Genomic DNA, 15,078 nt, shown 5'->3' with positions numbered 1-15,078 from the left:
ATTTCGACCTGCGCATTTCATTGCCCTGACGGGCAGGTCGCACTTATCAAGGGCATTGTCGTGCGGGCGTCCGCACGACCGTCTTTCATGAACTACGTGACCTATCTCAGGCCTGAACGTTGAACGGACCAAAGTCCATCATCGGCGTCTTGTGTGGAATAAAGCCCAGATCGGCCCGCATGCCGTAGAACATCGGTGTTTCGTGAAGGATCGAGCTCGGAGGATCGACCTCAGCAAAGATCTTGAGCACGCGTTCATGCAGCTTGCGGCGCTCAGCACGATCGGTGAGCGTCACCAGCTTCGCACCGATCTCGTCGAATTCAGCATTGGCCCAGCTCTTTGCCTGGAAGCGGATAAAGCTGTTCGGGCCATAGGTCGTCCAGAGCGAGCCCATCAGGTCGGGGTAGAGCGAAGTCACCGAGCCATTGAAGATCGCATTGTTGGGCTGTGCAAACAATTGTGCATCGTTTTCGACCACCTTGAGCTGGACGTTGAGGCCAACCTCTTGCCACATCTGCTGCAACGCCTGTGCGGTGTCGAGCTCGGCCGTGTAGTAGCTTTCCCGTGTGCGGTACTCGATCGGCTCGCCCGTGTAGCCCGCCTCGGCCAACAGCTTCTTGGCCGCTTCCGGATCGTGGCCCGGCCTGGGAAACTTCTCGATGTACATATCGCCGTAGTTTTCCCACTGGAAACCTCTCGGTACTCCGATCAGGCCGGCAAAAAGCTGTTCAGTGATGACCTGCCGATCGATGGCCAGATCGAGAGCACGACGGATGCGGGCGTCCTTGAGCGGGCCGGCGTGGGTGCCGTAGTTCAGTGTGCGGATGTTGTTGACTGCGCCGCCGACGACCGTCAGACCGCCATGCCCCTTGATCGTGGGAATCTGATCCGCAGTGACCTCCGTGATGATGTGAACGTCGCCGGCGGCCAGGGCGTTCACGCGGCTCGACGCTTCCGGGATGATCTTAAACGTCACGGACGAAAAGGGTGGCTTGCCGCCCCAGTAGTCGTCATGCGCGACAAGGCGGATCTGGTCGCCCGCGACGACTTTCGCGACGCGGTACGGGCCCGTGGCGACAGGGGCAAGCGCCCACTTGTCCCAGTCGTTGACCTTCTTGAAGGCCGCCTTGGAGATGATCTGACTCGCCCAGCTCGACAGCCGGAACTCGAACAAAGGATCTGGCTGCTTGGTCACGAATCGGACAGTGCGGTCGTCGATGGCAACGACACTGTGCAGGCCGCTGAAGAACTGGCGGGAAAAGCTGACGCTCGGGAGTCCCTCGGTTAGCATGCGCTCCGGGCCGAACGTGAAGGCAACATCCTCGGTCGACATGACCGATCCGTCGTGGAAACGAACGCCTTGCCGGATCACGAAGTCCCAGGTCGTGGCGTCGATCTGCTTCCACGATTCCGCAAGACCGGGAACCAGACGATCACCGTTCCGGCGGTCGACGCGGATCAACATGTCGTAGATGTTGGCCGTAACGCGGTAGGTCGGATTGGTCCCGAGCCGCAGCGGATCCAACTGCGGCGGATTGGCCTGAACGCCAATGACGAGATCCCTCCGCGACTGCGCAAAAGCGAGCCGGGGAGCGACCAGCGGCACGAAGGACAACACACTCATTGCCTTCAAATAGTTGCGGCGGGAGATATCCATGGCGTGACGTCCTCGTTCGGGAGAGTTGATAAAAAGGGCTACCGGGAACTTGTTTAGACAAGTCTACATGTGGCATGCATTGGCATCATCGGGTGACAGGACCGTGACGAACGAGGCCCATATGGACGATAGGATGGATGAATTGACGGAGCTGCGTCCTCATTGGCGTCGCATTGAGATGGCGCTCCTCCAGGAGATCGATGCCGGAGCTCTCCCGGTCGGCCAGAAGCTTCCGGGGGAGAATATCCTCGCACGCCAGTTCGGCGTCACGCGCACCACCTTGCGTCGGGCGCTCAACGAACTGCAGGCCAAGGGGGTGCTGCGCATCGAACGTGGCCGCGGAACCTTCGTGACCCGCCATTTTCGTTACGACCTTGGCCGCAGATCGTCCTTCATGGCGAATCTGCGTGAGGCGAGCTTGGCGCCCAGTGCGCAAATCCTCACCAGATTCACGATAGCCGCGCCTTCCGATGTCGCTGAGCGCCTGGATATTCCGGCCGGGGACGCCATCCTCGTCTTCGATACAGTCGGGAAAGCCAATGACGTTATCCTGTCGATGACCCGGCACCATCTGCCAGCCCGACACTTTCCCGAGGCGAACATTCACGTAGCGCATTTCGTCGGTATCACGGAGGTCTACGAGATGTACGGGCATCGCGACTCCTGGCGTTCCTATTGCGAGATCGAGGCACGCCTTCCGACCCTCGACGAGGCCCATAGACTGGAGCAGTCTAAGACCGATCCGGTTCTTGAGATCCGCAGCGTCAAGAGGGCGAACGACGTCCCGATCGACTACACTGTGGCGCGCTTCGCTGCGGGACGCGTCACAGCCTTCTTCAACAATTGAACTGACAAACGATGGCGCTATTGTTCCCGCGCGCGCTGGACCGGCCGGCGAACTCGCCCACCGGTTGGGGGTATGAGTGGGTGGGTTCGAGGAGCCGGAGTTTTCGGCCATCGAGCTGAATTGCATCGATTGGACTGCGAACCTCATCTCCATCACCTCCCGCTACGCTTAGGCCGCCTTGGCGGCTTGCGGCGCGACTTCGAAGAGCCTGTCAGCCACCGCCTCGCGGACTTCGGCATCGTGGAAGATCCCAACGATGGCTGCGCCACGCTCCTTTGCCGCGTTGATGAGTTCGATCACGGTCGCCCGATTCTTGGCATCGAGCGATGCTGTCGGCTCATCCAGGAGCATCACCGGATAGTCGACGATGAAGCCGCGAGCGATGTTGACGCGCTGCTGTTCGCCGCCTGAGAAGGTGGCCGGCGCGAGCGACCAGAGCCGCTCTGGAATGCGCAGGCGCGACAGGAGTGTCCGTGCCTCAGCAGCCGCCTTCTCTCGCGCTGTTCCGTTGGCAATGGCGGGCTCGGTGACAACATCAAGAGTCGGTACTCGCGGAATGACGCGCAGGAATTGGCTGACATAGCCGATCGTCCGGCGCCGGATCTCGACGATTTCCCAGGGCTCGGCCCCGAGAAGGTCGATCGTGCGGCCCATATGCTCAATGAGGATCTCGCCGGCGTCGGGTTTGTAGTTTGCGTACAGCGAGCGCAGGAGCGTTGACTTGCCAGCTCCTGAGGGGCCGTGAAGGCACACGCACTCTCCCGCATTCACGGAGAGTTCGACGTCATTGAAGACCGGAAGAATGGTTCCGCCCTGCGTGTGAAGGGTGAAGGTCTTTGCAAGACCCTTGGCGTGTAAGCAAATGGTCATAATTTCATTCCCTCGTCTCAGACCTGCAGAACGGACGACACGAGCAGCTGCGTGTAGGCATGGTGGGGGTCGTCGAGAACTTGATCGGTTAAGCCTTCTTCAATCACACGCCCCCGCTGCATAACCATCAGCCGGTCGGCGAGGAGGCGCACAACGGCAAGGTCATGGGTGACAATGATCACGGCAATGCCGAGCTCGCGGACGAGACCGCGCAACAGATCGAGCAATCGTGCCTGGACTGAGACATCCAACCCCCCCGTGGGTTCGTCCATGAACACCAAGCGAGGCCGTGTGACGAGGTTGCGGGCGATCTGAAGGCGCTGCTGCATGCCGCCTGAGAAGGTCCTCGGCTGGTGATCGGTCCGCGACAGATCAATCTCGACCCGGCTGAGCCAGTCCTGAGCCTCAGAGCGAATGTTGCCGTAGTGGCGCGCGCCGACCGCCATCGGCCGTTCGCCGATATTGCCACCCGCTGAAATCGCCATGCGAAGGCCGTCCCGCGGATTCTGGTGCACGACGCCCCAGTCGGTGCGCGCGAGGCGCCGGCGCTCCGGCTCCGACATCGCCAGGATGTCCACCGGACCGCGGCCGCGCACGTCGTAGGTGATGCTGCCGCTGTCTGGCTGCAACTGGCCGGAAAGGCACGCTAAGAGGGTCGACTTGCCGGAGCCGCTCTCGCCGACGATGCCGAGGACCTCGCCAGGCCGGACCGTGAATGAGACGTCGAGGCATCCGATCTGGCCGCCATAGGACTTTGACAGACGCGAGACTTCCAGGAGGGGCGACCTCGGGCCGATATGTGCAATCGCGCTCATCCCAGTCATGGCTGATCCCCTTCATCGCCGTGAGCAGATGCCTGCGACTGGCGGGTGTTGCAAAAATCCGTGTCAGAGCAGACGAACATGCGCCCGCCCTGATCGTCCATGATAACCTCATCGAGGTAGCTTTCGGTCGAGCCGCACAGCGCACAATGCTGCGTCCAGGTCTGCACCTTGAAGGGATGGTCATCAAAATCGAGATTGCGCACCGACGTGTAGGGCGGGACCGCATAGATGCGCTTTTCCCGGCCGGCACCCCAAAACTGGATCGCCGGGCTGTTCTCCATCTTCGGATTATCGAACTTCGGGATCGGAGATGGCGATATCAGAAAGCGGCCGTTGATCAGGGCCGGATAGTCGTAGGTCTTGGCGATGTGTCCGTAGCGCGCGATATCCTCGTAGAGGGAGACCTGCATGGCGCCATATTCAGCATAGGCGTGCATCTTGCGCGTCTCGGTTTCCCGCGGCTCGATCATGCGCAGCGGTTCAGGCTGCGGCACTTGATAGACGAGAACCTGACCTTCTTCCAATGTAGCTTCGGGTACGCGATGACGGGTTTGGACGATCGTCGCGTCGGTGGTGCGCTCGGTCACCTCGACAGCGGCGACCGTCTGGAAGAAACGACGGATCGAAACCGCGTTGGTTGTATCGTCGGCTCCCTGGTCGATGACCTTCAGGACGTCGCTCGGGCCGATGACACTGGCGGTGATCTGGATTCCGCCGGTTCCCCAGCCCTGGGCGAGCGGCATCTCACGGCCGCCGAAAGGCACCTGGTAGCCAGGAATGGACAGCGCCTTGAGGAGTGTGCGCCGGATCATTCGCTTGGTTTGTTCATCAAGGAACGCGTAGTTGTAGCTTTCGTCCCCATGGCTGTCATTGATATAGTTTGTGACTTGGCCGCTCATTCCGCAGCCTCCTTGATGCTGGCTGCCGAGCGCGCGGCTTCATATTCGCTGCGCAATTGCCGCACGAGCTGAAGCTCCGCCTGGAAATCGACGTAGTGCGGCAGCTTGTAATGGGTGACGAGGCCGTTTCCATCGACATTGTCGGTGTGGGAGAGAACGAATTCCTCATCCTGAGCGGGATGGCGTACATCCTCGCCGAGCTCGCGCGCTCGCAGGGCTCGATCCACGAGTGACATCGACATGGCCTTGCGCTCATTGTGACCGAAGGTAAGGCCGTACCCGCGCGTGAATTGTGGTGCTTTCTCGATGCTGCCCCGGAAGCTGTTGATCATCTGGCACTCGGTCACCGTGATTTCGGCAATGTCGATTGCAAACCCGAGTTCTTCCGGAACGATTTCAACCGCCACCTCGCCGAGCCTAAGTTCGCCGACAAACGGATGGTTGTAGCCGTATCCGCGCGTGGTGGAATAAGCCAGAGAGAGCAAGAATCCTTCGTCGCCGCGTGCGAGGTTCTGCAACCGCTGATCCCGTCCAGCGGGAAACTTCATCGGCTGTCGTGTCAGGTCGAAAACATTTTCCCGTCCCTCGTCCGTCTCCCTCTCGATCACACCTTCACTGTCCAAGAAGTCGACGACCCTTGGCACGTCCTCGTCTACAGGCTCCGGCGCGGCAACAGCAGCCTGGCGTTCTTGTCCTTCGGCGGCAAGAGTGAAATCAAGCAGGCGGTGCGTGTAGTCATACGTCGGACCGAGAACCTGGCCGCCGGGCAGGTCCTTGAAGGTTGCTGAGATGCGGCGGCGGATCGCCATCTCGGCGGTGTCAATCGGATTGGAAACGGCGATGCGCGGCAGTGTTGTGCGGTAGGCCCGCAGGAGGAAGATGGCTTCCATGGCGTCGCCCTGCGCCTGCTTGAGCGCCAAAGCGGCAAGTTCGGGATCGAAGACTGAACCCTCTGCCATGACACGATCGACGGCAAGTCCGAATTGTTCTCTGATCTGGCCGAGAGCCAACTCCGGATATTGGGGACTGCCTCGGCGGCTTTCCGAGATGAGCTTGTGGGTGTTCAGGATCGCCTGTTCGCCACCCTTAACGGCTACATAGGTCATGCGGCGCTCCCAATAGAGTCATTGACGAGAATGGTGCGCGGCAGGCCGACCATCATGTTCCCACAAGTGAAAATGACATCGATACCACGCGGATAGAGTTCGCTGTTAAGATCCCATAGAGACCAGAACCATGATGGGAGCCCCGCGATAGCCGTGATGATGCTTCCGTTGATCCCGGGGCCCGTCCACCTCATTGTCGGACCATCAGTGAGCGACGGCACTTGAATGATGAGGGTCGTTGAACGCTCGGGATACTCGATATCGCCCTGGTGGAAGTCTGCCAGCGAAGGCATATTCTCTGGATCTGTAACAACAGCATATGTTGCAGTCGCGGTGTCTGGCGTGAGCGGCAGACCGCAATGGAAGCGGAGCCACGCAGTGGCTTCATCCGATCTCGACTGGCCGTCGATCCAGACGGGTGTCTCGAAATCCATCAGCGTCAGGCTGAGTGCCGCGGTGGCCTTGCAGAACGGAAGCGGGCCATCAATCTCAGTGGTGAGGGAGACGACGCGGCCGGGATAGGCGGTTGAGATCATCGCTGCACGAAAGACGGCCTGAGCATCGAAGATCGGATCGTTGAAGCCGGGTTTGAGCAACGTCGCTACGGACGGTCCGGTCTTTTGGGTCATTCCGGGTCCTCCCCACGGGCGACGGTAAAGAATTCAACCCTGGTCGCAGCCGCCCTGCGGCTTTTTTCCAGGCGTCGGGCCTCCGCCTTCTTGCGCAGGGGCTCGATCACGGCCGTGAGGATGTCGTGGCGGCGGTCATCTTGCTGCAAGAGCGCGTCGATGACGGCGGCCATCTCAGCCTGACGCTGATTCCGGCCCTGGGCGTATCCATGCCCCACGGTGCCATTCGGAAGCCTGACCGAAGCGCGGGCGACCGTCATTTCGCCGAGATTGAAAACCGTGCCGGTTCCACCGGCGCGGCCACGGACCATGACCAGCCCGACATGGGGTGTGCGAAGCCGCTCGAACTCGATGCCCGAGACGAGGGCACTCGCCAAGGCCTCCAGTTCCCCCACCTGACTGCGTGACATCACGCCCAGCCAATGGGCGCGTTCCGCATTGGCAGCCTGTTCGTTGTGCATCTGAAGTTTGCTTCCCTACGAAAATGATGGTGCGGATTGACCGCTGTCACATATATTGATGGCCGGCGACCCAGACGTTTCGAATGACGGGCACTCCGTCCACGAGCCGAACTCTGACCAGATCGGCGCGTAGGCCCTCCGCGATCCGTCCGCGATCATGGAAGTTGAGGAGATCAGCAGGTGTCTTTGTCACCATCGCGATCGCTGCGGGAACGTCGATTCCGCTAGCGGCGAGCGAGAACGCGGCATGCAGAAGACTGCCGGGCACGTAGTCGGACGTGAGCATGTCAAGAAGTCCCAGCTCTGCGAGATGCGCGGCAGCGACATTGCCGGAATGCGAGCCGCCGAGGATAATGTTCGGCGATCCCATGACGGTCTTCATTTCGCGCTTGCGGGCATGTTGTGCGGCGGCCACCGTCGTCGGGAATTCGCTGATCGTGATGCCGTCAGCATGGGCCTCGTCGACGTCAGCGATGGTGGTGTCATCGTGGCTGGCCATCACGATGCCGTGCGCCTCGCACAGCCGGCGGACAGCGGCCCGGTTGGCCGGGACCAGCGTCACTTGCTGCTGCCGCCAATTGATCATGTCCGCTTTGAATTCTTCGTCCGTCCAGACGCGAATGCCCTTCTTGCGGTAGTACTCGCGGAAGCGGGCGGTATCGCTCCATTGCCGCTGGCCGGGAGTATGATCCATCATACTGACGAGCTTAACACTCGGATTGCCGATGTGCCGTTCGACGATCGCCATCAGCTGCGGATCGCAAAGTTCACATCGCAGATGAAGGTAGTGCTCGACCCTGAGAACGCTGGCGGTGCGCGCCTGATCGAGCGTGCCGATCGCGCGGTCGAGCATCGCTGTGCGCTTTCCGTTGCTGTGGAAGTCGCCAATCGCCACTGAATCGAGGACTGTTGTGATGCCGCTTCCCAAGAGCTGCCAATCATGTGCAAGCGCTGATGCGAGCATCGCTGGCCATTGAACTGTCGGGCGCGGATGAACGTGGACCTCAAGATTGTCGGTGTGAATGTCGATCAGACCCGGGAGCACGAAGTCGCCATCGCAATCCAGGGCGTCACCGGCGATGTTACCCTTCTTGAGCGACGCGATCACACCACCCTCAATATCAAGGGATCCCTCGACAACGCGGTCTTCAAGCACGATTTGCGCGTTTGTTAGGCGCTTAGTCATTGAGGTTTCCCTTCTTCAGCGGCAATCGACAGCCCATCGGCTTCGATCCCGGGCGGGAGAAAGACTGTCACCCCAGCCTTTTCCAGCGCCGCCGCAAGATCCGGCGGCGGTTCGCGGTCCGTCGCGAGAAAGTCAACCTCCTCAAGTGGACGGACGACCTGGGCGTCGCGGCGGTTGAACTTGGCGTGGTCGACGACAAACGCGACCTGATGCGAGCGATCGGCGGCGGCGCTGACGATGACCTGATGTTGTTTGGTCGGAGATAGAACGCCGTGGACTGGGCTGATGGCGCTCGCACCCATCAGCGCAAGATCGAACAGCCTGCCTTCAAAATTGGTGAGCACCTCATAGCCGTCGAGCGAACGCGACTGATGATGTACAACGCCTCCTAATAGATTGACCGTGCATCGCCCGGAAGCTGCGGTGGTCAGGGCGATGTCGATCGAGTTGGTCGTGATCGTCAGCCGCTTTTCGCTCCGAGCAAGCTCTTCTGCGACCAGAAGCATCGTCGAACTGACGCCGAAGAAGACATTCATATCATCCTGGAGCAGCTCGAGTGCTGCCCGGGCCGCAAGAAGCTTACCTTCGCGGTCGACGCCCATGCGTTCGGCCAGTGGACGCCGGGCGGTGAGATCAAACGTCCGTGCCGGCGCGGCGCCACCGTGAACGCGGCGCAGTTGTCCGGCTTCTTCCAGGGTCCGGATGTCGCGCCGGATGGTCTCGGTCGAGACGCCGAAACGTTTCGCGAACTCGCCAACGGACACGATGTGCCCTTGGTCGATCAGAGACAGAATACTCTGCTGTCGCCCTGCGCCAAGTCTGGCGCCCGGTTTGACAGAGATTGCCTGACTGTCTCGTCCCTTCATGGCCCGTTCCCTCACATCGATCGAACAGGCTCCCTCTTACGCTGCCTTGCGTGACAATTTGATGACATTTGTGGGTTTGTGTTGGCTTTTGCTGTCTAATGTTGTCATTGTGCCGTCGAAGCTGGAGAGCGACCCACATCGATGGTCAGGTGAACGCATTAGGATAGCGGGCTTTTGAAGGGAGCAGCGCATGAGGCAACTGCTTTAGGCCACCCAGAAGTTAGAGATGCTTGGCGAGATTGTGGAGCAGGAGGTCCGGTAGATTGTCTTGAATCAAGACGCCGAAGGCGTAACGTCAGAGAATCCTCAGCACGAGAGGGCGAATAGCAGACCCCCACTGGTCGTCGATGAGGAGAATCCGCATGGGAGACTATGGCCGACATCCAGATGGGACACGGGACTGGAAACGAGAACCCGAGCGGCTCAAGCGACGGCTCTGCGAGGGGGCCCGAGCAGCTGTTGTTGCCCTCGATGATCGTCACATGCGCCATCGCCGTTCAAAATCAGCTCAGCCTGGTTAGCTTATTGAACCTCGGGTGCATCTGATCTGCTGGCAGGATCTACGACAGCCAAGCAGTTGTGACGGCATCAAGGATGCAGTCGAGGATCAGCGGTTCTGCGCGTCGTCATGAGCAAGGTGCTGCGCTGAGGCATGGAAAAGGGACTCGGACGACAGCAAGACCTGCTCGGGGTCAGGCGGTGAAATTCGCCGACCTTGAGGAACGTCTGGTTAGGCGAGGATTGCAGCCTTCGGGCTTAGGTCTCAGGAGTGCCAAGAGCGACCATCGCAAAGCGTCACCTTCAGCCAGCCGGCTTCCCGGACTAGGCTGGCGCTCCGGCAACAACTCCGGATCGGCAGTGACAACCGCCGGCAGGAAAGGCAGGAGCATGCCCCGCCTCCAAACCCTTCACCCGCGGCTTCTCGGCTCCGCCGTGCTCGCCACTCTCGTGTTCGCGGCCCTGCCGTCCGAGTGGCCGGTCAACTCCCGGCTCCTCACGACCTGGGATGTCGGCGTCCTGTGCTATCTAGCCTTGGCCTGGACCATGGCAGCGCGTTCCTCAACGGATATGATGCAGCAACGGGCGGCCTATGAAGATGATGGGGCGGTCGCGGTCCTCATCCTTACCCTGGCAGCGGCCCTGGCCAGTCTCGCGGCTATCGCGATGGAACTCCAGAGCATCCACGCCGCCATCACGGGCCTGCAGGGGTTCCGGCTCTCCATCGCAGCCGTCGCCATTCTGTGCTCCTGGTTCTTCATGCACACGATCTATGCCATCCACTATGCACACGAATATTACGGCGATGCCGGTGAGCGGCGGGGCCTCACCTTCCCGCACGAGAACAAGCCGGACTACTGGGATTTTCTCTATTTCTCGTTCAATTTCGGAGCCGCGGGCCAGACCTCCGACATCGTCGTTGTGTCGAAGCGCATGCGTCGCCGGGCGCTCGGCCAGACTATTGTGTCCTTCCTGTTCAACACCACGATCTTGGCGTTCGCCGTCAATATCGGGGCGGGGCTGCTCTAGCTTATGTGTTGTCGCTGATTGGCGGCTGACCGCATTTCCAGTGATGCTCTCGATGGCTTGGATCACGCACCGAAGCCAAGGCTCGTTTGAGCGCTGCAACGGATCGCATCCGCGAATGCCTGGGAGCACTGGCCTGTCAAAGAACCGACCTAGGCCCTCAATGCGGGCGCGCTAGTTGGCAGCACGGATGCACTGTTGCCTGCCGCCCGCATCCTCCTCCAGCATCAGCGCCTGAACAGACACGATGGAACTGGACGATCACCTCATCTCATGCCCGCGATGATTCCCGCTCTTCCTGGTAAGGGATCGGCGGCATCAGCTTGGCTGTTTGCCAAGTTCTGACATAGTGCCATTCGAGTGGAAGTAGCCGAGGCCTTATGTTGAGTGCCAACCATGGGAATCCTTCCCAGCCGCATGCTGAACGTTATTCTCTAGCTGGCAGCCACTGATCATCACGGGTTGTCGCAGGGCGACATGCCTGAGCTACCGGAAGCAACACCGCTATGACAGCGCCATACACATTGCGCATGAGCACCGGCTGGCTTCTGGCGCAGGCTGCGCGGCTGCATCGCTTCTATCTGAACAAGAAGCTGACCGAGATGGGCCTGTTTGCCGGGCAGGAGCAAGTCCTCCAGGAGCTCAGTAGCCAGGGGGCGATCACCATGAGTGCGCTGGCTGCAGCTCTGAGGGTGCGCGTGCCAAGCGCTTCCAAGGCTGTCACGCGCTTGGCAGCGCTGGGCTTTGTCGAGCGACAATCTGAACGGCTTTCTGATTGTGAGGATCGGCGCACGGTCCGGGTCAAGCTGACCCGGAAGGGCAAAGCCGCTGCCGCTCGCATCCACGCACTCTGGAATGAGGTGGAGGCCGACATGGTGGCCGAGTTTGATCCCAATGACATCAAGCGGCTGCGCAAGCTTCTCCTGCGCGCGGCCACCAACCTGGCCAGCGCTCTCGGCGGCGAGCGGGATTTCGACATCCCGCTCGATGCGCTCGATGACCATCAGACCCATCCACTTTAAGAGGCCAGCAAGGCTCGCTGCCTATGCAACCTCGCGAGACCAAGGTTTTCAGCGGAACAGACCATGCCGGTTGAGATCGAGCGGAAATTCCTCGTGCGGAGCAATACCTGGCGCAGCGCGGCCACGGGCAGCCTGAAGCTGCTGGACGGGCTGCTGGCCCGCTTCGGTGACGGCAAGGTTCGGGTCCGGATCGCCGATGACAGGGCGTGGCTCACGGCCAAGGGCCCCCGCAGGGGCCTGTCTCGGAGCGAGTTCGAGTACGAGATCGCGTATGCCGAAGCAGAGGCAATGCTGCACACCCTGTGCGATGGTCCCCTCATCGAAAAGACACGCTACCTGGTCCCGCATGACGGCCTCATCTGGGAAGTCGATGTGCACGAAGGGGCCCTTCAGAGCTTGACCCTGGCCGAGATCGAACTCGAGTATGAGGATCAGGCGTTCACCCGCCTGAATGGATCGGGCGGGAGGTCACGGGCGACCCACGCTAAAAGAAGGCGAACCTGCACCATCTCCAAGCCGCGGCCTAATCGACCCGGTGATCGAGTTCGGCCTCAGTGTCACGTCCGCGCTTGCGCAGCGTGGTCGAAGGGTTCCTTGAGCCGGACGTTCACGCGTCGCAAGCTTTCACCACCTACCGCGCCCAGGCGAGCTACGCCAGCCTGCGCCTCACCGAGCGTTCCGGCGGCGGGTCGCCGACCTTTTCAGATTGTTGATCTTATCCGCAACTTTGATGATCTTGGCCCGATCCGAAAGCGTGGGGGCATGCTCGGCCGGCAAGCGTCTGTTTGTGCTTCCGTGTTCTGAACCAGTCGTGGCCTTGCTTCTGCCGCGATGTGGCAACACGATGAGATCCTTGAACCAGTTCAGCGTTCCTCTCAGTAACAGTCCATAGCAGTTTTCATCTATCGTAGCTTGGACAGGTCTCATGCCCGTCGAGATCGAGCGCAAGTTCCTCGTGGTGAGTGACGGCTGGCGCGAGAATGCCGTGGGGCAGCGCTTCTGCCAGGGTTATCTCGCCCGTGCTGACGGCGTGACCGTCCGCGTGCGGCGGGCCGGATCATGGGCCTATCTCACCGTCAAAGGCGAGCCGAACGGGTTTGTGCGCTCGGAGTTCGAGTATGAGGTGCCGGTTGAGGAAGCTGAGGCGATGTTCAAGCTGTGCCATCGTCCGCTGATCGAGAAGACCCGCTATGAAGTTCCGCACGCAGGTCTTGTCTGGCACGTCGACGAGTTCGCGGGCGACAACGCCGGCTTGGTCCTCGCTGAGGTGGGGCTCGACCACCCGGAGCAGCCTATCGAACGTCCTGCATGGCTGGGCCAGGAAGTCAGCCATGATCCGCGCTTTCGCAACTCCCGTCTTGTGGATGCGCCAAAGGGGCAAGCTGTTTATGCGTGCCACACCGTGTCAGCCCATCAGGCAGCCACAGGCTCAATGAGGAGAAGCACCACAGTGAGTCCTGATGTGGAGGCCATCACCCGCACGCTCGAAGAACTGTCGACCCGCGCAATTGCCAACGGGGAACTCTTGCAAGAGGTGCAGCGCCGTCATCCCCAAGCAAGCGCGGGCGACATCATGCATGCCGCCTTCTTGTCCGTAACTGACCCGGCGCGTCGTAACAGCAGGCTCACCAGCCGCATGTATGACTTTGCCTTGGCGGCTCGTCGCATGCTGTAACGGAGCCAGGAGCAGGATAGGCTTGCCGGGTTCATTCGAGTTTCTCTAGGACGGCGGCCATCACCTCCCGCACAGCTCGGTCATGCGGCATGCTCAAGGCGGTCGCGGCTCAGGCTGCATCCTGCCCGTAATGCTTCCAAGTCTCCATCTGCCGCAGGATAGCCGCGAGCGGCTTCGGCAGAGACTGGTCAGGTTCGTCCTGGAAGGCCTCCGCCATGGCCCGCGCGATCATGAAGGCGGCAAGGTCCGGATAAGCATCATCGGTCATGCGTGCTGTGTTTGGGATTGTGGCTGCCATTGACGGTCCTCCGACTGGCTCTTTCCGTCGGCTGTTGGGACGCATCCCAAACAACCCACGCTAACGTAGGTCAGTCAACCAGCTTTCGCCAGCAAGGCCAGTCTTGGCTACTGGTTCGAGCGCCTGATGTTGGCCGGGTTATTGTGACAGTTACATGACATTTATATGACTGTTGACTGTGACAGTTCAGTGAATGTTATCTTTAGCGAGCTACGAAACGCTTGTTTTGCTCACCGCGTTATCATCAGTGACCACGCCGCATGTGATGGCAAAGCGTAAACCGGATCAGACCAACAGAATCCGGTTGGTTCAGTACCCGTCAGTACAGTGACATGAATTCTGAACCGGATGGATTCAGCAATTCTTGCCGAGTCGAGAGCAGCCTGTTTTCGAGTGGTACGTCCGTATCGGAGTAACCAAGCCCCTTGTGGCGAGGAGAGGCACCATGGCTCTATTCGAAGATATGTTCAAAGGTGGCAATATCGTCACGGGCCTGGCGGTTGGCCTGGGGGCAGCCATTGTGGCCCCGGCAATTGTGCCCGTACTGCGCCCGCTGGCGAAGGCGGTGATCAAGGCCGGCCTTGTGGCCTACGATCAGGGCCGCGTGGCTCTTGCCGAACTCAACGAACGCACGGGAGACATCGTCGCTGAGGCGCGGGCAGAACTTGCTGAGGCGAATGGCAGAGGCGAGAGCGAGGCACCACCAGAACGCCGCACATCAACTCCACGAGCAGCAGAAGTTGAAACACCAAGTCCAGCGTAGAAGACACTGAACGAACGCCTTCTGCCAGCACACTCATGAGCGGAGCCGGCAGGACAACAGAGGAGAGCGCAAATGGCCTTCGTTGAAGACATGTTCAAGGGTGGTAATATTGCCACTGGGCTCGCCGTTGGATTGGGAATGGCCGTGGTCGCTCCGGTGATCGTGCCGATCCTGCGGCCCCTCGCCAAGACCGTCATCAAGGCCGGGCTGATCGCCTATGACCAGGGCCGCACGGCAGTGGCCGAGCTCAATGAGAGAACCGGCGACATCGTCGGGGAAGCCCGAGCCGAACTGGCTGAATCCGGAGCGGCAACCGAGGACGAGCCAGGCCGTCGGCGCGGCCGGCGTAGCGAGGGGACAGCTCCGGCATAACCAGCGGATCCTCTGCGCGAATATCGTCGCAAAGTGCCGACCGGCATAGCCGTGAGTGGCTTCTCATCAGGATAGGCGG

17 protein-coding genes are annotated in these 15,078 nt (G+C 60.6%); 7 read left to right on the top strand and 10 right to left on the bottom strand.

The window, feature by feature from the left end; translation table 11 throughout:
* Positions 1-106 precede the first annotated feature (106 nt).
* On the bottom strand, positions 107-1,657 hold the full coding sequence (locus tag JO965_RS31210) for an ABC transporter substrate-binding protein (protein WP_203444760.1): 1,551 nt from the start codon (positions 1,655-1,657) through the stop codon (positions 107-109).
* Positions 1,658-1,778: 121 nt separating this feature from the next.
* On the opposite strand from JO965_RS31210, the gene JO965_RS31205 reads away from it, so the two are divergent.
* Positions 1,779-2,504 (top strand): GntR family transcriptional regulator, encoded by a 726-nt coding sequence (locus JO965_RS31205; protein ID WP_246776970.1) that lies wholly within the window; start codon positions 1,779-1,781, stop codon positions 2,502-2,504.
* A gap of 168 nt (positions 2,505-2,672) precedes the next feature.
* Here the strand turns inward: JO965_RS31205 and phnL are convergent, their stop codons facing one another.
* Genes phnL through JO965_RS31165 form a run of 8 tightly spaced genes read right to left on the bottom strand, consistent with a single transcriptional unit; the run spans position 2,673 to position 9,345 of the window.
* Positions 2,673-3,374 carry a phosphonate C-P lyase system protein PhnL gene (gene phnL / locus JO965_RS31200; RefSeq protein ID WP_203444759.1) on the bottom strand — a complete coding sequence of 234 codons (702 nt, stop codon included), beginning with the start codon at positions 3,372-3,374 and terminating at the stop codon, positions 2,673-2,675.
* Between the two features lie 17 nt (positions 3,375-3,391).
* Positions 3,392-4,189 carry a phosphonate C-P lyase system protein PhnK gene (gene phnK, locus JO965_RS31195; protein WP_203445569.1) on the bottom strand — a complete coding sequence of 266 codons (798 nt, stop codon included), beginning with the start codon at positions 4,187-4,189 and terminating at the stop codon, positions 3,392-3,394.
* 5 nt (positions 4,190-4,194) lie between these two features.
* On the bottom strand, positions 4,195-5,097 hold the full coding sequence (locus JO965_RS31190; RefSeq protein ID WP_203444758.1) for an alpha-D-ribose 1-methylphosphonate 5-phosphate C-P-lyase PhnJ: 903 nt from the start codon (positions 5,095-5,097) through the stop codon (positions 4,195-4,197).
* Positions 5,094-6,203, bottom strand: a complete 1,110-nt coding sequence (locus tag JO965_RS31185) for a carbon-phosphorus lyase complex subunit PhnI (RefSeq protein WP_203444757.1) — start codon at positions 6,201-6,203, stop codon at positions 5,094-5,096. Before JO965_RS31185 ends, JO965_RS31190 begins: the two co-directional genes overlap by 4 nt.
* Positions 6,200-6,832 (bottom strand): phosphonate C-P lyase system protein PhnH, encoded by a 633-nt coding sequence (phnH, locus tag JO965_RS31180; protein ID WP_203444756.1) that lies wholly within the window; start codon positions 6,830-6,832, stop codon positions 6,200-6,202. Before phnH ends, JO965_RS31185 begins: the two co-directional genes overlap by 4 nt.
* Positions 6,829-7,293 (bottom strand): phosphonate C-P lyase system protein PhnG, encoded by a 465-nt coding sequence (gene phnG / locus JO965_RS31175; RefSeq protein ID WP_203444755.1) that lies wholly within the window; start codon positions 7,291-7,293, stop codon positions 6,829-6,831. Before phnG ends, phnH begins: the two co-directional genes overlap by 4 nt.
* Positions 7,294-7,339: 46 nt before the next feature.
* Entirely contained in the window at positions 7,340-8,479 is a 1,140-nt protein-coding gene (locus JO965_RS31170) for an alpha-D-ribose 1-methylphosphonate 5-triphosphate diphosphatase (protein WP_203444754.1), read from the bottom strand.
* Entirely contained in the window at positions 8,476-9,345 is an 870-nt protein-coding gene (locus JO965_RS31165; RefSeq protein WP_203444753.1) for a DeoR/GlpR family DNA-binding transcription regulator, read from the bottom strand. Before JO965_RS31165 ends, JO965_RS31170 begins: the two co-directional genes overlap by 4 nt.
* Before the next feature lie 888 nt (positions 9,346-10,233).
* Here JO965_RS31165 and JO965_RS31160 point away from each other — a divergent pair.
* The 4 genes from JO965_RS31160 to JO965_RS49635 all read left to right on the top strand — a co-directional run bounded on the left by JO965_RS31160 (position 10,234) and on the right by JO965_RS49635 (position 13,566).
* Positions 10,234-10,872 (top strand): DUF1345 domain-containing protein, encoded by a 639-nt coding sequence (locus tag JO965_RS31160; protein WP_203444752.1) that lies wholly within the window; start codon positions 10,234-10,236, stop codon positions 10,870-10,872.
* A 503-nt stretch (positions 10,873-11,375) separates the two neighbouring features.
* On the top strand, positions 11,376-11,891 hold the full coding sequence (locus tag JO965_RS31155; protein ID WP_203444751.1) for a MarR family winged helix-turn-helix transcriptional regulator: 516 nt from the start codon (positions 11,376-11,378) through the stop codon (positions 11,889-11,891).
* Between the two features lie 63 nt (positions 11,892-11,954).
* A complete protein-coding gene (locus JO965_RS49640) occupies positions 11,955-12,695 on the top strand; it encodes a CYTH domain-containing protein (RefSeq protein ID WP_371826915.1) in 741 nt (246 codons plus the stop codon).
* Positions 12,696-12,816: 121 nt separating this feature from the next.
* Positions 12,817-13,566, top strand: a complete 750-nt coding sequence (locus tag JO965_RS49635; RefSeq protein WP_203444750.1) for a CYTH domain-containing protein — start codon at positions 12,817-12,819, stop codon at positions 13,564-13,566.
* A 109-nt stretch (positions 13,567-13,675) separates the two neighbouring features.
* Here the strand turns inward: JO965_RS49635 and JO965_RS31140 are convergent, their stop codons facing one another.
* Positions 13,676-13,864, bottom strand: coding sequence for a hypothetical protein (locus tag JO965_RS31140; RefSeq protein ID WP_203444749.1), 189 nt, complete (start codon positions 13,862-13,864; stop codon positions 13,676-13,678).
* 445 nt (positions 13,865-14,309) lie between these two features.
* Between JO965_RS31140 and JO965_RS31135 the strand changes: the two genes are divergently transcribed.
* Both JO965_RS31135 and JO965_RS31130 read left to right on the top strand, forming a co-directional pair.
* Positions 14,310-14,627, top strand: coding sequence for a DUF5132 domain-containing protein (locus JO965_RS31135; protein ID WP_203444748.1), 318 nt, complete (start codon positions 14,310-14,312; stop codon positions 14,625-14,627).
* 72 nt (positions 14,628-14,699) lie between these two features.
* Positions 14,700-14,999 (top strand): DUF5132 domain-containing protein, encoded by a 300-nt coding sequence (locus JO965_RS31130; protein ID WP_203444747.1) that lies wholly within the window; start codon positions 14,700-14,702, stop codon positions 14,997-14,999.
* Positions 15,000-15,078: the final 79 nt, after the last annotated feature.

This window comes from Microvirga sp. VF16 (assembly GCF_016864375.1).
GTDB lineage: Bacteria > Pseudomonadota > Alphaproteobacteria > Rhizobiales > Beijerinckiaceae > Microvirga.
The sequence above is the reverse complement of the archived record's forward strand: the minus strand, read 5'-3'. Positions and strand labels throughout refer to the sequence as shown.

What these genes read in the sequence shown, in the direction of transcription:
- JO965_RS49635 (WP_203444750.1), top strand. Translation starts at nt 12,817, where the DNA reads ATGCCCGTCGAGATCGAGCGCAAGTTCCTCGTGGTGAGTGACGGCTGG.
- phnH (WP_203444756.1), bottom strand. Translation starts at nt 6,832, where the DNA reads ATGACCCAAAAGACCGGACCGTCCGTAGCGACGTTGCTCAAACCCGGC.
- JO965_RS31190 (WP_203444758.1), bottom strand. Translation starts at nt 5,097, where the DNA reads ATGAGCGGCCAAGTCACAAACTATATCAATGACAGCCATGGGGACGAA.
- JO965_RS31210 (WP_203444760.1), bottom strand. Translation starts at nt 1,657, where the DNA reads ATGGATATCTCCCGCCGCAACTATTTGAAGGCAATGAGTGTGTTGTCC.
- JO965_RS31155 (WP_203444751.1), top strand. Translation starts at nt 11,376, where the DNA reads ATGACAGCGCCATACACATTGCGCATGAGCACCGGCTGGCTTCTGGCG.
- JO965_RS31185 (WP_203444757.1), bottom strand. Translation starts at nt 6,203, where the DNA reads ATGACCTATGTAGCCGTTAAGGGTGGCGAACAGGCGATCCTGAACACC.
- phnK (WP_203445569.1), bottom strand. Translation starts at nt 4,189, where the DNA reads ATGAGCGCGATTGCACATATCGGCCCGAGGTCGCCCCTCCTGGAAGTC.
- JO965_RS31165 (WP_203444753.1), bottom strand. Translation starts at nt 9,345, where the DNA reads ATGAAGGGACGAGACAGTCAGGCAATCTCTGTCAAACCGGGCGCCAGA.
- JO965_RS31135 (WP_203444748.1), top strand. Translation starts at nt 14,310, where the DNA reads ATGGCTCTATTCGAAGATATGTTCAAAGGTGGCAATATCGTCACGGGC.
- JO965_RS49640 (WP_371826915.1), top strand. Translation starts at nt 11,955, where the DNA reads ATGCCGGTTGAGATCGAGCGGAAATTCCTCGTGCGGAGCAATACCTGG.
- JO965_RS31205 (WP_246776970.1), top strand. Translation starts at nt 1,779, where the DNA reads ATGGACGATAGGATGGATGAATTGACGGAGCTGCGTCCTCATTGGCGT.
- JO965_RS31160 (WP_203444752.1), top strand. Translation starts at nt 10,234, where the DNA reads ATGCCCCGCCTCCAAACCCTTCACCCGCGGCTTCTCGGCTCCGCCGTG.
- phnG (WP_203444755.1), bottom strand. Translation starts at nt 7,293, where the DNA reads ATGCACAACGAACAGGCTGCCAATGCGGAACGCGCCCATTGGCTGGGC.
- JO965_RS31140 (WP_203444749.1), bottom strand. Translation starts at nt 13,864, where the DNA reads ATGGCAGCCACAATCCCAAACACAGCACGCATGACCGATGATGCTTAT.
- phnL (WP_203444759.1), bottom strand. Translation starts at nt 3,374, where the DNA reads ATGACCATTTGCTTACACGCCAAGGGTCTTGCAAAGACCTTCACCCTT.
- JO965_RS31170 (WP_203444754.1), bottom strand. Translation starts at nt 8,479, where the DNA reads ATGACTAAGCGCCTAACAAACGCGCAAATCGTGCTTGAAGACCGCGTT.
- JO965_RS31130 (WP_203444747.1), top strand. Translation starts at nt 14,700, where the DNA reads ATGGCCTTCGTTGAAGACATGTTCAAGGGTGGTAATATTGCCACTGGG.